13 protein-coding genes are annotated in these 14,735 nt (G+C 71.6%); 7 read left to right on the plus strand and 6 right to left on the minus strand.

Annotation, left to right across the window (positions count from 1 at the left end; all coding sequences use genetic code 11):
* Nucleotides 1–1,669 precede the first annotated feature (1,669 nt).
* Both ABT403_RS14230 and ABT403_RS14235 read left to right on the plus strand, forming a co-directional pair.
* Nucleotides 1,670–2,386: a hypothetical protein gene (locus tag ABT403_RS14230; protein ID WP_042811490.1), complete on the plus strand. Its 717-nt coding sequence runs from the start codon at nucleotides 1,670–1,672 to the stop codon at nucleotides 2,384–2,386.
* Entirely contained in the window at nucleotides 2,383–2,856 is a 474-nt protein-coding gene (locus ABT403_RS14235; protein ID WP_042811489.1) for a helix-turn-helix domain-containing protein, read from the plus strand. The genes ABT403_RS14230 and ABT403_RS14235 overlap by 4 nt, the downstream gene beginning before the upstream one ends.
* Before the next feature lie 145 nt (nucleotides 2,857–3,001).
* Here ABT403_RS14235 and tpg read toward each other — a convergent pair whose 3' ends face one another.
* The 6 genes from tpg to ABT403_RS14265 form a co-directional block, all read right to left on the minus strand.
* Nucleotides 3,002–3,556 carry a telomere-protecting terminal protein Tpg gene (gene tpg / locus ABT403_RS14240; RefSeq protein WP_344161571.1) on the minus strand — a complete coding sequence of 185 codons (555 nt, stop codon included), beginning with the start codon at nucleotides 3,554–3,556 and terminating at the stop codon, nucleotides 3,002–3,004.
* Between the two features lie 3 nt (nucleotides 3,557–3,559).
* On the minus strand, nucleotides 3,560–5,737 hold the full coding sequence (tap, locus tag ABT403_RS14245) for a telomere-associated protein Tap (RefSeq protein ID WP_351648968.1): 2,178 nt from the start codon (nucleotides 5,735–5,737) through the stop codon (nucleotides 3,560–3,562).
* A 113-nt stretch (nucleotides 5,738–5,850) separates the two neighbouring features.
* On the minus strand, nucleotides 5,851–6,783 hold the full coding sequence (locus ABT403_RS14250; RefSeq protein WP_344161565.1) for a ParB/RepB/Spo0J family partition protein: 933 nt from the start codon (nucleotides 6,781–6,783) through the stop codon (nucleotides 5,851–5,853).
* On the minus strand, nucleotides 6,780–8,036 hold the full coding sequence (locus ABT403_RS14255) for a ParA family protein (RefSeq protein WP_344161562.1): 1,257 nt from the start codon (nucleotides 8,034–8,036) through the stop codon (nucleotides 6,780–6,782). The genes ABT403_RS14250 and ABT403_RS14255 overlap by 4 nt, the downstream gene beginning before the upstream one ends.
* 137 nt (nucleotides 8,037–8,173) lie before the next feature.
* Nucleotides 8,174–8,842 carry a ScbR family autoregulator-binding transcription factor gene (locus ABT403_RS14260; RefSeq protein ID WP_344161559.1) on the minus strand — a complete coding sequence of 223 codons (669 nt, stop codon included), beginning with the start codon at nucleotides 8,840–8,842 and terminating at the stop codon, nucleotides 8,174–8,176.
* 217 nt (nucleotides 8,843–9,059) lie between these two features.
* Nucleotides 9,060–9,815: an SDR family oxidoreductase gene (locus tag ABT403_RS14265; RefSeq protein ID WP_344161601.1), complete on the minus strand. Its 756-nt coding sequence runs from the start codon at nucleotides 9,813–9,815 to the stop codon at nucleotides 9,060–9,062.
* Between the two features lie 189 nt (nucleotides 9,816–10,004).
* Between ABT403_RS14265 and ABT403_RS14270 the strand changes: the two genes are divergently transcribed.
* From ABT403_RS14270 to ABT403_RS14290, 5 genes are all read left to right on the plus strand, one after another.
* On the plus strand, nucleotides 10,005–10,970 hold the full coding sequence (locus ABT403_RS14270) for an NAD-dependent epimerase/dehydratase family protein (RefSeq protein WP_344161556.1): 966 nt from the start codon (nucleotides 10,005–10,007) through the stop codon (nucleotides 10,968–10,970).
* 84 nt (nucleotides 10,971–11,054) lie between these two features.
* A complete protein-coding gene (locus ABT403_RS14275; RefSeq protein WP_344161553.1) occupies nucleotides 11,055–11,792 on the plus strand; it encodes a TetR/AcrR family transcriptional regulator in 738 nt (245 codons plus the stop codon).
* Nucleotides 11,793–12,197: 405 nt separating this feature from the next.
* Nucleotides 12,198–12,824: a ScbR family autoregulator-binding transcription factor gene (locus ABT403_RS14280; RefSeq protein WP_344161550.1), complete on the plus strand. Its 627-nt coding sequence runs from the start codon at nucleotides 12,198–12,200 to the stop codon at nucleotides 12,822–12,824.
* Between the two features lie 238 nt (nucleotides 12,825–13,062).
* A complete protein-coding gene (locus ABT403_RS14285; protein WP_344161547.1) occupies nucleotides 13,063–13,914 on the plus strand; it encodes an AfsR/SARP family transcriptional regulator in 852 nt (283 codons plus the stop codon).
* Nucleotides 13,915–14,003: 89 nt separating this feature from the next.
* Nucleotides 14,004–14,732 (plus strand): ScbR family autoregulator-binding transcription factor, encoded by a 729-nt coding sequence (locus ABT403_RS14290; RefSeq protein WP_344161544.1) that lies wholly within the window; start codon nucleotides 14,004–14,006, stop codon nucleotides 14,730–14,732.
* The last annotated feature ends 3 nt before the right edge of the window (nucleotides 14,733–14,735 follow it).

Here is a 14,735-nt window from a genome sequence, read left to right on the forward strand (position 1 = left end):
CCAGGCGCTGCGCGCCTGGGAAGGGATCCGCCTCGCTGCGCTCGGCGGGGCCCGCTTCGCGGGCCAGGGCCGGGCCTTCGGCCTGGGGGTCCTCCGCTTCGCTGCGGACATGGGGAGGGACCCGCCTCGCTGCGCTCGGCGGCGGCGGGCTCCGCCCGCCAGGGCCGGGCCTTCGGCCCGAGGGTCCTCCGCTTCGCTGCGGACATGAAGAGGACCCGCCTCGCTGCGCTCGGCGGCGGCCCGCTTCGCCGGCCAGGGCCGGGCCTTCGGCCCGGTATGTCCTCCGCTTCGCTCCGGACGTGGGGGAGAGATCCCGCCTCGCTGCGCTCGGCGGGGGCCCGCTTCGCGGGCCAGGCCGGGCCTTCGGCCCAGGAGGTCCTCTGCTTCGCTCCGGACAGGAGGAGGGAGAGCGGCTCGCTGTGCTCGGGGGAGGCGCACTTCGCTGGCCAGGCTGGGCCTTTGGCCCGGTGAGTCCTCCGCTTCGCTCCGGACATGGGAAGGGACTCGCCTTGCTGCGCTCGGCGGAGGCTGGCCTCCGCGGCTAAGGCGGTGCCTTCGGCCTGGCAGTCCTTTGTTCCGCAGACATACGGAGGGAGGCCCCCTCCGGGGCCCACTGAACGGGGAGAGGAAGGTTCCCCCGCTGAGCTCGAGGCGGTCCGCTGTGCGGACCAAGGCCGGGCCTTTGGCCCGTGGGTCCTTTGCTTTGCTTCGGACTCTCTCGCTGGGTTCGGCGGTGTTGGTTCCGCCTATGACCCTCGCCGCGGTGGGTGTGGGGTTTCCTTCGCTTCGCTTCGGACTTGGAGTGAGGCCGCCTCGCTGCGCTCGGCGGCTGATTTGGGGGGCTGTTCTGGGCAGGGTTTCTGATCGTGTTGTAGCTGTTTTCGAGTGAGGTGCGTTCCGGTTGGTGCGTCGTTGAGGTGCTTTCGGGTGCTCGTGAGTGTCTACTCGGACGGAGGCCGGGAAGGGGCTTTTGTCACCTTCTTGCGGTGGGTGCTCTGAGGTGCTGAGCACGGTGGTGTGGGCGTGAGGTGGAGGTGTCGGCTTGAGGCGCTGGGCCGGGGTGCTTGGGGTGTGGTGGAGGGCCGCTCGCGGTTTGGGGTGTGGTGTTAACGGCGTTAATGGTCGGTTGGGTGGGTGATTCAAAGTGATGTGGGGATAGAGATGGGAATCAGTCAGATTCTGCGTGGTTAAGGACAGGCTGTCCGGTCCGCGACGGTGGGGTGGCTGGACTGGTTCGGCGTCAGGAAGTGCGTCCGGACTTGAGGTTCACGACGGCGTTTCGTGCGCGCAGCGCGGCAGGAGACGGCCTATAGAGAGTACGGATATGCGTTGCCGCAGGTCAGGCGGGGTGTGGGGGGAAAGTTATGTCCCCTCAGACGGGACATAACTCGGGCGATGTGTCGCTGGTAGGGGGACACAACGGCTGCAAAACGTCAGTGTGGCTGACGCTTTTTGGGCCAAAACGTCAGGGGGGCTGACGTTTTCCGGGAGATGTGTCGTTGAACTGCGCCGGGGCGGGGTGGGGTTGGGTGAGGGGGGTTCCAGCGGGCCCGGCGGAGGGCTATGGCCGAGATGTGTCCCCCCTGGGGGGACACAAGACACGCCGAACGTCAACGAGCGTGACATTAGTGTCACCCTTGTTGACATACTCTCTCTGCAGATCAACGAAGTGGAGAGCATCCTCGTGTCATCAGAAGCACAGCGCCGCCGGCAGAGTCCGTCGCGCGCGCCGCGTCCTGATCTGCCCGTTGATGACGCGATCTCGGCGTGGAGTCAGCCGCTGGCTCCGGTCAAGGACCTGGACAGTCTCGCGAAGCGGTACCCCAGCCGGAAGCTCACGCTCGACGGTGAGCGCAAGCCGCTGGAGTTCTACGGGACGCAGAGTCAGCCAAACGCGTTCTCGATGGACAGCCTGGAGTTCTTCCTGGTGATCGCCCAGTACTTCAGGGAAGCCTTGCCCCTGAGGCTGATCCTGCTGCTGATCGCGTGCCAGCGGGCGGGAGGGCGGATTCCACTTACACAGGAAGAGATGGCTACGATCCTGGACGTCAGTCGGACAAAGACATCGGAGGCACTGCACACCGTCATGTCTCATGGGATCGTCTTCAAGGTGCGGCGGGGTGTGTACCAGTTCAACCCGCCCTACAGTTACCGGGTGGCCGAGTTCATCCCGGGTACCGAGACGGCGGGTGAGTTCGTGAAGGTGGAGCAGCACAGCACCATCTCGCAGATTCGCAGCGACACGAGTTTGCCCGACCTGGTGCGGTTCCCGTCGCTGGACCACATGCGGCAGGCAATCGAGGAACTGCGGGCCGAACGGTCCAAAGAGCGCGCTGCGCGCCGGCTGAGCCGGGCACAGCGCAAGGAAGAAGGGACAGCTCAGTGAGCACCTTGCGATTCGCTGCGGTCAACGCCGACGGGCTTCTCTCCGACCTCGACCTCCCGCCTGCCGCGTACCGTGTGCTGCTGAAGCTGCGTTCGCTGAGCGAGCCCGGCGGGCGGATCCTGATCGACCAGGCCACCATCGGGGGGCTGCTGGAGCTGAGCAGGCCGAGCGTCAACGCCGCTCTGCGCAGCCTGGAGCTGGCGAAGCTCGTGCGGAAGGTCAGGAACGGGGTGTACCAGATCAACCCGATGCTGGCCGGGTACAACTCCTTCGAGGACGCCGTCGCGGCCGTGAACGAGATGGCTCCCGACGAGCGGCTCGACGCGCGTGGGTACGTCGCCAGTTACCACCAGGCGGTGGCGGAGTATCAGGACCAGCTCGCCGAGCAGCGGAAGAAGCGGGCGGCGCAGGCCGCCGCGAAGAAGGCCGCGGAGTCGAAGCGTCGGCGGACCCTGCACGCTGTCGGGTAGGAGGCTTGGGGGAGGGGCCCTGAAGGGCTCCTGATGGCCTCTCAAGGGCTTTTGAGGGCCCCGGGATATCCCGGGGCCCTCAAAGGGTTTCAGGGGCTTGTGGGGGCGTGTGGGGCGTCGGGGTGGGGCAGGGCGTGGGTTTGCTTTAGAAGGCGAAGTCCACGTAGTCGATGTCGGTGAACTCGACCAGGAGGCCGCCCGCGCGGGCGCCGTTGTCCTTGAAGTAGATCTCCTGGAGGGCTTCGGCCGTGATGTGGCGCAGCTGGGTTTCGCCGGCGCCGGCGTCCTGGGCCGCGAAGAGGCGGCGGGCGTACTCCGGGGGGAGGTGCTGGGTGATGCGGCGCATGCGGCCGTCGTCGGTGGTGCCGGGGGCCGCCGTGAAGCCGAAGCGGGCGCGGGTCTCGATGACCAGGCCGGTGGTGCGGGCGGCCTGCTCGCGGGCGCGCTTGCGGACCAGGGGCTGCCAGCGGCGGCGTACCTCGGTTTCGAGGCGGGCCGCCAGGGCCGGCTTGGGCTGCTTGATCTCGTTCTTCACGTAGCGCTCGACGGTGCGCTGGGAGATGCCGAGGAGGGCGGCCACGTTCCTGGTGGACTTGAGCTGCTTGAGGAGGAAGCGCATCTGGGCGCCCGCGGATTTGGGGATGGGGCGGGTGAAGTGGAGTTCGTCGGCCTTGGTGAGGCTGTCGGAGATGTCGGACATTTCTTACTCGCCGTCTGCTGCTGCGTCGTGGCCCTTGATGTGGCGGGCGGGGTTGAGGTGTTCGTCGAGGAGCTGGACGGCCCACAGGAGGGGCTGGGTGCCCTCGTGCTTGACCATGCCGGGGCTGACGCCCAGGCGGAAGCCTCCGGGGAGGGGCTTGCCCTCGGGGGTGCGGGGGAGGAAGTCCAGCGGGCTGGGGCCGTCGGAGAGGTAGACCGCGCAGTCGGAGAGGACCGCGATGGGGTAGAGGCCCGCGGCCGTGGCGAGTTTCCGCATCTTGCGGTGCATGTTGACGCGGGCCGTGGAGATGACGGCGGCGCGGATGTCGGGGCGCCAGGTGGGGCGTTCCAGGGCGGGCCAGGGCTCGCCCGGGCGGTAGCCGGCGCCCTGGGGGCGTTCGCGGAGCTTGCCGATGCCGCCCTTGACCGTGGACTTGATGGCGGAGAGGACGGCGGTGGGGAGGGGGCTGTGCTGTTTGTGGGTCTCCATGGCCGTGAGGAACTCGGGTTCCGTGAGGGTGGTCGTGACGCCCATGTCCGCCATGGTGGCCAGGTAGGCGTCGCGGAGGCGTGAGTACCAGGCGTCGAGGTAGGGGCCGTGCTCCGGGCGGATCCAGGCTTCGGTGGGGTGGACGTCGTGGCCGAGTTCCTGGGCGTAGGCCAGGGTCGGGGTCGCGTACCAGGCGGGACCGGTGGGGGGCCTGCCGTGCGGGGTGAAGGGGCTGGGGAGGCGGGGGTCGAGGGAGAGGGAGGAGAGGTCCGCGAGCCAGCAGCCGGGGAGCTTCGGGTCGAAGCGGGGGGCGGTGGTGTGCAGGGCGGGGCCGATGCCGACGGTGAGGCGGTTCGCGGCGGCGGCGAAGGCCATGTTCACGTCGATGCCGACGGCGTGGGTGCGGGCGCACTCGGCGTCGGTGAGGAGCTCCGGGTCGCGGATCCAGTCGTACGCCTCCTCGTCGAGGACCTCGTCCGGGGTGCGCTGGTGGGAGCGCGGGTAGAGGGAGGCGACCACCGGGTGCTCGTCGGGGGCCTCTGGCGGGGCCGGGTCGACGGGGCGGGTGAGGGAGCCGGGGACGGGAGCCGACTCCCAGGTGTTCGTCTGCGGGTTGCGGGCCGCGCGGGTGGGCGGGCGGAGGGCCGTCATGAGTTCGAGGCCCGTGACGGCGGTGGAACCGCGGGGGGTGAGGACGCGGGTGGCGTAGGTGGAGAGCAGCTCGGCGAGTTCGGGGGCGGGGAGGCCGGCGGTGTCCTCGCCCCAGGCGCGGGAGTCCAGGGCGCCCCAGGGGAGGACCGCGAGCTGTACGCACTGGCGGCCGGTGGAGGGTGAGGCCGGGCGGTAGATGCGGGCCCAGGGGCCGAAGCCGCGCCGGGTGAGCTGCCACTTGGCCTTGGTGAGCTGCTTGATGACGGGGTGGTTGTCCGGGAGGCGCAGGGCGCGGCGGTCTTCGAGGACGAGGGGGAGGCCCAGGCGTTCGGCGGCGGCGGCGGTGAGGACGAGGAGGGGGTCGCCGTCCTTGCCGTTGCGGTGGAGGCGGGGGGCGCGGAGGTCGGCGTCGGGGCCCAGGGCCCAGGTGATGAGGGAGGGGAGGTCGGAGGTGGGGTGGGTGAGGAGTACGCCTCCGGCGGCGTGGGCGTGACCGGTGCCGTCCAGGACGGCCAGGGGGCCGTTGCCCTGGAGGGGGAGGGGGGTGGGTGTGGGGCGGGGGCGGGGCGGTGCGGCGGTGGGGGTGTTAACGGCGTTGACGGGGGGCTGGGGGGTGGGGGAGGCCTGGGTGTCGACGGCGTTCAGGGGGGCGGGTGGGGTGGGGGGCGCCGCCGGGGGGGTGTTAACGGCGTTAACGGTGGGGGTGGGGGAGGGCGGCGGCGGGGTTGCCGCGGGGGGTTCGGCGTTAACGGCGTTAACGGTGGGGGTGCCCGGGAGGGGGTGGAGGGCGGCGAGGCCTTCGAGGAGGCGGGCGTAGGCGGCGCGCTTGGGGGGACGGGGGGCCGTGCGGCCGGTCTCCCAGGAGGTGACGGTCTCGCGGCGGACGGAGAGGGCCTTGGCGATCTGGTCCTGGCTGAGGCCCGCCGCCTCACGCAGGCGCTTGCGCTCGTCCGGTACGGGGAGCCCGTCCTTCGCTGCGGCTTCTTCCAGCAGGGCGTCGACCGCTGCGAAGAGGCTGGTCTGTTCGTTCGTCTCGCTCATTGCTACCTCCAGGGGCACCCTATGTGAACCGCACGGTTGAACGCACATGAAACGCACGTGGGGGCGTTAACGGCGTTAATGCCGTCAGCGCCCCCGGCGTGCGTGCGGGCGGCTCAGATGCGCTGCATCAGGAGTTCCGTGACGGCCTTGAGGTCGTCCGGGGTCAGGTGGGCGGTGAGGGCGTCCGCGATGGTCTCCGGGGACTGGGCGGAGATCGTGATGCGGGGCGTGGGGGGTGCGGAGGGGGTGGGGCTGGGCGGGGTGGCCGGCGTGGGGGCGGGGGCGTTAACGGCGTTAACGGCCGGAGGGGCCGGGCGGGTGCGCTGGCGCGGGGGGTTAACGGCGTTAATGCTCTCCGTGGCGGCCGCCGCCTGTTCCTCCTGGGGGAGGCGTCCGATGCGGCGGGCCGGCTCGACCTTCAGCTCGCCCGTCTCCACCTTGTCCTGGAGCTCCGGCGTCAGGTTGAGCAGGGTCAGGCGCTGGGAGACCCACGCGGGGGTCTTGCCGATGCGCTTGGCGACCTGGGCCTGGGAGCCGTGGACGTCGACGAGCTCCTGGAGGGCGCGGGCCTGGTCCATGGGGGCCACGTCGACCCGGTGGACGTTGGCGATGAGCGCCGATTCGAGGATGTCGGCGGCTGAGGCGGACAGGGCGTCGTTGACGTGGATGTGCATCGTCTTGAGCCCGGCCAGCTGGGCGGCCGCCAGGCGGCGGTTGCCGTCGATGACCACGTACGGGGCGCGGCCGAGGCCGTCGGTGGCGCCCGGGTGGGCCTCCATGAAGGCCATGCGGGTCGCGACCGCCAGCGGCTGGAGCTGGCCCCGGACGGTGAGGGACTGGGCCAGCTCGTCGAGGTCGGTGAGGTCCTCGCGGAGGTTGAAGGGGTTGTGGGCCAGGGCCTCGATGGGGACCTCGGAGGGCGGGACCACCCCGGAGGTGGGGGCGCCCGTGGCTTCGGCGATGGCGGCGCGGCGGGAGCTGACGCCGACGGGCTGGGCCCGTGCGAAGGACGCCGAGACGCCGAGCTTGTCGGCCTTGCTGCTCATGAGATCTCCCGGGCGAGGGCGCGCAGGGCGACGGCCTGGTCGCCGTTGGGGGCGTAGACGAAGAGGGGCTGCTTCAGGCGGACGGACTCGCGCTGTTCCTTGAGGTCGGGGACGATCGCCACGACCCGGGGATCCTTTATGTCCATCCAGGCCTGGAGCGAGCTGGTCGCGATGTAGCCGCGGCGGCCGTCGTAGAGGTTCACGACCAGGCCGAGATAGTCGATGTCCAGGCTGAGGTCGTCGCGCAGGTCGTTGATCTGGGAGGTCAGGAGGTCGTACGCGTCGGCCGAGGAGTCCTCCGCCTGGACGACGATCAGCGCGCCGGAGGCGCCCGGCTGTTCGGTGTCGCGGCGGCGGCCGTAGTAGATCGCCGCGTCCATGCTCAGGCCCAGGCTCGGCGGGCAGTCGATGAGGATGACGTCGTAGTCGGACTCGACGGGGGCGAGGGCGCGTTCGAGGGCGGCCTCGCGGGCGCGGACCGTGGAGAGGCGGACGTCGAGGAGGAAGGCGTCCGTGCAGGCGGGCAGCAGGTGGAGGCGGTCGCCGAAGCGGTCGTGCTCGATGGGGGCGATCAGGTCCTGGAGGGGGCCCTTGGCCTCGCCGGCCATGTGGCAGGTGAGGCTGTCCCCGCCGATGGGGAGCGGCTGCTGGCCGAGCTGCTTGGTGAGGTGGCCCTGGGGGTCGAAGTCGACGAGCAGGACGCGCATGCCCAGGCCCGGGAGGTCCTCCAGGTCCAGGGGGGTGGTGGGGTGGGCGCCTTCGGTTTCCCCGGGGGCGGCGAGCCTCGCCAGCTGGCGGGCGATGCGGACCGGGTGCAGCGTCGAGGGGTCCTCGGCGAGGGCCTCGGCGGTGCCGGCGGTGATGGCGGTCTTGCCGACGCCGCCCTTCTGGTTGCACACGACGATGCGGCGGACGACCGAGGGGCGCTGCACGGTGGGTGCCGGGTTCATCTCCAGCCAGAGGTGCACCGCTTGGGCGAGACCCTGGATGAGGGAGACACCGCGGTCCTTGGAGGCCGTGCGGAAGGACTCCCACTGGCCGGCGGGCAGCCACGTCGAGAACGACTCGGCGCCGGAGGTGTCGACGGGGGAAGGGGCGGAGGCGAGGGCGCTCCAGTCGGCGATGCCCTGGTGAACGGCGTCCTGGATGTCGACCCGCAGCTGGGCGGTGCGGATCTTCAACTCCTGGCGGAGCCACGGGGGGAGCTTGGAGACGACCTTCTCTCGGTCGTTCGGGGACGAGGGCGAAGTCATGAGAGGGACTTTACTAACGTTCTTGGGTCTGTGTGAGCGCCACGCTTGGGTTTTGCTAACGAAATGGGTGGGGAGGGGGCGGCCCGGCATACGAAAGGGCGGCACCGCGGGTGTGCGGGGCCGCCCTGGAGGGGTCGTCAGGGGCGTGGGAGGGGCGGGACGGTGGGTGCTTCGAGGGTCCGGCGGCAGTCGGCGGAACCGGCCGGGTCGAAGAGGGGGAGGCGATCCGCGGGGACGATCCCCGGGAGGAGGAGGTTCCAGAGGTCGACGATCCGGGCGTGCAGGTCCTCGCGTCCGGTGCGGACGTGCGAGGTGACCTGGATGCCGGTGAAGGAGCCGACGAGGAAGGTCGCGAGGTCGTCCACGTCGACCGAGGGGAGTACGTCGCCTCGTTCCTGGGCCGGCGTCAGACAGCTGCGACAGGTCTCGATCCAGGCGTTGTACGGGGCCGGGTCCGGGTCCGTGAACGAGCCGAACTCGATGACCAGACGGATGCCGGCGCGGATGCGGACGTTGGTGCGCAGCCCGGACGCCATGCGGTGGGTGAGGTCGATGACGGTCTGGAGGCCCGGGTCCTCGATGGCGGGCACGTGCTCGGAGACCTGGAACTGTTCGTCCACCAGGGTGCGGGCCAGGGCCTGCTTGGACGGGAAGTGGAAGTAGAGGGCGCCCTTGGTGACTCCGGCGTGCTTGACCACGTCGCTGAGGCTGGTGCCGCCGAAGCCCGCGTGGTCGAAGGCGATGGCCGCGCCGTCGAGGATCGCCTGCCGGGTGATCTCGGCCCGTTCCTGCCTGACCCTCGCCACGTGTGTCTCCCGATGTCGGTTTCGTCCAGGGGTGTTGAAGATCAATCTTGTGGGAGGGGCAGGAAAAAAACCAGTCGACCAGTACTTTTAAGGCGCTTAGTAGGTACGGGTTCGGGAGCTTTGGGGCGCGTTTGGGGTGTTGTTTTTTGTCAGGTCGGTGGGCGGGGCGTTAACGCCGTTAACGGGGTGGGGCGTTAACGGCGTTAATGGTGATCCGTTACAGGTGCATGCCGCCCGAGGCGTCGAGGAGCTGGCCGGTGACCCACAGGGCGTCGGGTGAGGCGAGGAAGGCGACGGCGCCGGCGATGTCGGACGGGCTGCCGATGCGGTCGAAGACGGACAGGCCGGCGAGCCGGGCCAGCCCCTCGGGCGTGGTGCGGAGCTTGGCGTTCATATCGGTCGCGGTGAAGCCCGGGGCCACCGCGTTCACGGTGATGCCCCGGGGGCCGAGTTCCTTGGCGAGGGCGAGGGTGAGGGTGTTGAGCGCGCCCTTGCTCATGGAGTACACGATCGACTCCGGGTAGGACATGCGGGTGATGGCCGAGGAGATGTTGATGACGCGGCCCCCCTCCGGCATGCGCGTCAGGCCCTCCCGGGTGAGGAGGAGGAGCGCCTTCACGTTGACCGAGAAGATCCGGTCGACCAGCTCCGCCGTGACCTCGTGGATCCGTGCCGAGCCGCTGACCGCGGCATTGTTGACGAGGACGTCGAGCCGGGGCTCGATGCCCCGCCGGACGAGTGCGGCGTCGAACGCGGTGTAGAGGGATTCGGTGTCGCCGGGGACGCCGAGTTCGGTGCACAGGGGGAAGGCCTGACCGCCCGCGGCGCGGATCGAGGAGACGACCGCGCCGGCGGCTTCGGCGTTGCGCGCGTAGTGGACCGCCACCAGGGCTCCGTCGGCCGCGAGCCGCTCGGCTATTCCGCGGCCGATGCCTCTTGAGGCGCCCGTCACCAGGGCCGACTTGCCGGACAGGGGTCTTCCGGCGGTTCTGCTGCGGGGCTGCCCCGAGGGTCTGCCGCCCGCCGGCTGCGGCTGCTGCGGAGGGGCGGGCTGCGGTACGGGTGACGAGGTCAAGGTGAGCGCCGTTCTGTGGGACGGGTCCGGATCACCAGACATAACATTTCGGCTGTTCGGTTTTTCCCGGGGGAGGGGCAGTACCTGATGGCCGAGCCGCAGCGGCTGGTGATCACCGGCGCGACCGGTTTCATAGGTTCGGCGGTACTCGCCGAACTCGCGCGCATCCGGGACGGAGCGGGACCCGACGGTCCGCGCCTGGTCCTGCGGACCGTGGGCCGTGCGGCTCCGGCGGCCGACTGGCCGGCCGATGAATGGCGCGGGGGAGACCTGTCCGACCCCGGATCGCTGCGCGGGAGTTGCGAGGGGGCGGACGTCCTCCTCCACCTGGCCTCGCGGATCGGATCCGACGAAGGGGAGTGCGCGGCCGTCAACATCGGCGGGACCGAGGCGCTGATGGCCGAGGCGCGGGAGGCGGGGGTCCGGCGGATCGTCCACCTGTCCACCGCGGCGGTCTACGGCCGGGGACCCCACCGGGGGATGACCGTGAACGCCGTCGTCCCCACCCCCCAGTCGCCGGCGAGCCGGACCCGGCTCGCCGGCGAGGGAGTCGCGCTGGCCGCCGGGGCGGTGGTGCTCCGGCCCGGTCTGGTGATCGGGGCCGGGGACCGCTGGCTCGTGCCGGCCCTGGACCAGCTCCTGGGAGCCACCGGGGCGCTGTGGGAGGAGGGACGGGCCCTGTTGTCGGTGGTGGCGGTCCGCGATCTCGCCCGGCTCATCGCCCGGCTCGCGCTCGGAGCCGGCCCGGCCGGAGGGACCGTCTGGCACGCCAGCCATCCCGTGCCGGTCAGGGCCGCCGACCTGGTGGGGGCCCTCACCGAACGCGGTGTGCTTCCGCCCGTGGACGGTCACCTCTCCGAGGCCGAATGCCTGGAGCGCATGGCCGCCGCGGGCTGCCGGGTGGGGCCGAACCAGTTCAGGCTGGTCGCGCAGGACCACTGGTACGACAGTGCGCCGGTCTGGGCCGCCGCCGACTGCCCGCCGGGACCCGGGCCGCTGACGTGCCTGGACGAGGCCGCCCCCTGGTACCGGGAGTTCCTGGCGCGGGTGTGAGTGGGGGTGGGGTGTGGGGGTGGGGGGTTGGCGCGTGTTGTGTACGGTGGACGCGGTTTTGGTGTGCGGTGAGGGGAGCGGGCGGTGGCGGACGGGGCCTGGGGTGCGGTGGTGCGGCTGTTGTGGGGGCCGCCGGTGACGCCCGCGCGGGGGCCCCGTCGGGGGCTGACCCTGGAGCAGATCGCGGCGGCGGGCGTGGGGATCGCCGATGCGGCGGGGCTCGGCGGGGTGTCGATGCAGGGGGTGGCCGGGGAACTGGGGGTCACCAAGATGGCCCTCTACCGGTACGTGCCGGGCAAGGCCGAGCTCGTCGCGCTGATGGTGGAGGCGGCCCTGCCCGACCCGGGCGCGGGGCTGGACTCCGCGTTGGCGGCGGCCGGGGGTGGCTGGCGTGAGCGGCTCGGAGTCTGGGCGCGGGAGTTGCTGGCCGGGTACCGGGCGCACCCGTGGTTGCTGGACGCGACCGTGGGGGCGCGGGCGATGGGGCCCCGGGAGGTCGGGTGGCTGGAGCGGGCGCTGGCCGCGCTGGAGGGGCGCGGGCTGAGCGGGGCGGAGGCCATGGACGTGGTGGTGCTGGTGACCGGGCACGTGCGGGGGGTCGCCGGACAGGAGCGGGGCGCGGACGGCACGGGCGGGGTGGACGCCGAACTGGGGGCCGTACTCGGTGCGGTGGTGGCCGAGCGGGGGGAGGAGTATCCGGCGCTCGCGGTGGCGCTGGGGTCCATCGCCATGCACGGGGGGCAGGACCAGGGGCTGGAGTTCGGGCTGGAGCGGATCTTCGACGGGGTCGGGCTGCTGGTGGAGCGGCGGGCCGGGGGCTGAGGCGGGGCCCCGGTCCGGGGAGTCGTGGCGGTGGCGCCGGGCGTCACCGCCTTTTCGTGTGCCCGGGGTACCCGGGAGCGTTAACGCCGTTAACGGTGACGGGCGGGGGTGCCCGGGGCGGTGGGGGGTCCGGCGGTGCCGGAGGTGGGTCGGGGGAGCGTTAACGGCGTTAACGGCGTTAACGGGTCGGCGGGGTGTGGCGGTCGTTTCGGGCTGAACCTGCCGGTCTGGGGGAGTTGGGGGCAAGGCCTGGTGTTAACGGCGTTAACGGGGGGTGGTCCTGCTCCGGTGGGAGTCCGGCCCGGCTCCGGTGGTGGACCCGACTGTGGCGCAGGACGCCACGCCACGTACCCCTTTCCGCGGGGCGGACCGCTGATGCGGTGGACGCGGTGTGGAGAGCCCCCCATGGTCAAGCAGGAACGTGCGGCACGCACGAGGGAATCGCTGGTGCACGCCGCCGCGGAGGTGTTCGCCGAGGAGGGGTTCACCGCCGCGTCGATCGCCGCGATCAGCCGGCGGGCCGGAGTGACCCCCGGCGCCCTCTACTTCCACTTCGACGGCAAGACCTCCCTCGCCCTGGCCGTGGAGGAGCGGGCCGCGCGGACGCTGCGGGAGGCGGCCGAGGCCGGGGGCGAACGCGGGGACGCCGACGGATCGTTGCGGGCGCTGGTCGGGACCACGTACACGATGCTGGCCGAGGACATCGTCGTGCGGGCCGCGTTCGCACTGTGCGCGGACATGGGGCACAGCAGCCGGACGGACCTGCGCGGGCAGTGGCGGCTGTGGGCCGCGGAGTTGCTGGCCGCCGCCGACCGGGCCGGGCTGCTGGCCGAGGGGGTGTCCCCGCAGGAGGCGACGCGGCTGGTGGTGGCGCTGACCGTCGGACTGGAGGGGCTCGCGGGGGCCGAGCCCGGGCGCGGTGCCCGGCAGCTCCTGACCCGGATCTGGACCGTGATCCTGCCGGGGATCGCCCGGGACGAGGCGGCGGCTGCGGTCCTTGCGGAGGTATCTGCGGACAATGAAACAGACTGACTGGTTTGATTTTTGAGCCCCTGAGGGTGTTATATGGCTACTGCTGCGAGGCGGCTGAAGAGCACCGCATGACCCTGGGCGGCGGCAGAATCCGTAAAAGCCCAGGTCAAACGGGTTTGCTGAGCGGTGTAGAGGTCTCGCCGGGGTCCAAACTGGCTGCCCGGTTTCGTATTGACAAACCGTCCGGCCTGTTTTCTACTGACTCTTGCGACTCATCCAAAGGACAGGGGAGTACGACGTGGACATCGATGTACTGGGCGCACTCGCCGTGCGGGAGAACGGAATCTCCATCACGCCCACCGCCCCCAAGCCCCGGCAGGTCCTGGCACTCCTGGCCCTCCACGCCGACCAGGTCGTCCCGGTCTCGGCACTGATAGAGGAGCTGTGGGGGACGATGCCCCCGCGCAGCGCCCGCACCACGTTGCAGACGTACGTCCTCCAGCTGCGCGCGCTGATCGCCACCGCCCTGGAGGGGAACGACGGGGAGCGCACCGCGAAGGACGTGCTCGTCACCCTGCCCGGCGGCTACATGCTGAACAGCGGCGGCGGCACCAGCGACGTGCGCGAGTTCGACCGGCTGGCCGGCCTGGGCTACCGGGCGATCGACGCGGGTGACCACCCGGTCGCCGCGCAGCGGCTGCGCGAGGCGCTCGCCCTGTGGTCCGGGCCCGCCTTCGCCGACGTACAGGGCGGCGTACAGCTGGACATGGAGACGCGCCGCCTGGAGGAGACCCGGCTGTGCGCGCTCGACCAGCGCATCGAAGCCGACCTGAAGCTCGGCCGCCACCGGGAGCTGCTGGCGGAACTGACGGTACTGGTGAGCCGGTACCGCACCCACGAGAACCTGCACGGACAGTTCATGCTCGCCCTGCACCGCTCGGGCCGCCGCGGCGAGGCGCTGGACGTGTACCAGCGGCTGCGCGCCACGCTCGTCCGGGACCTGGGGCTGGAGCCGTCGACCACCCTGCGCCGCCTGCAGCGGTCGATCCTGATGGCCGGTCCCGAAGGCGGCGTCGGCGGCAAGCAGGCGCCCGCGGCCGCGGCGGCCGCCGGAGCGGGAGTGAGGGCGGACCGGCTCGTACGGGCCTGACCCGCGCGGCTGGTGCCGGCCGGAGGCGGGCGGCACCGGCCGGGGAACGGCCGGGGGCAACGGCAGCGGGGGTGGAAGGAGACGGAGCGGTGCAGGAAAGGTCGGAGCGGACCCGCAGGAGGCTGGTCTTCGCCGGGGCCGAGTTGTTCCACCGCAGCGGGTACGCCAACGCGACGCTCGGTGAGATCGCGGGTGCGGCCGGGGTGACGAAGGGGGCGCTGTACTTTCACTTCGCCTCGAAGGACGAACTCGCAGACGCCGTGCAGCAGCGCGGGTGCGGCCTGCTGCGCGAGGCGGTCCGGAGCCTGCGGGAGAGCGGGGCCTCGCCCCTGCAGGCACTGATCGACACCACGCACTGGCTGGCGCGGACGCTGCACGAGGATCCCGCGATCCCGGCGAGCTTCCGCATCACCAAGGAGTGCGCCGGACAGCAGCCGCCCGCCGTGGACTTCCACGGGGCGTGGCTCGAGGCGGTGTGCGAACTGCTGCGGATGGCGCGGGACGCGGGCGAGCTGCCGCTCGACCCGTCGCTCGACGGGCTCGACGGCGGGGACGCCGCCGGTGACGGGGGCTCGGCCGCCGACCGGTGGGAGAGCGCCGAGGCGCTGGTGGCCGCCGCCGTCTGCGGCATCGAGGTCCTGGCCGGGACCGGGCTGTCCTACGCGGAGCTCCAGCGGAAGGTGGCCGCCCTGTGGGGGCTGCTGCTGCCGAGCCTCGTCGGCGCCGAACGGGCGCGGGAGTACCGGACGCGGGGCCGCGACACGCGGCTGCCGGCGGACGGGGAACGCGGCCGGCGGTACCTCGGCAGCGGGGTCTAGGTC

The sequence above is a fragment of the Streptomyces sp. NPDC000075 genome, from assembly GCF_040301925.1.
Classification (GTDB): domain Bacteria; phylum Actinomycetota; class Actinomycetes; order Streptomycetales; family Streptomycetaceae; genus Streptomyces; species Streptomyces polychromogenes.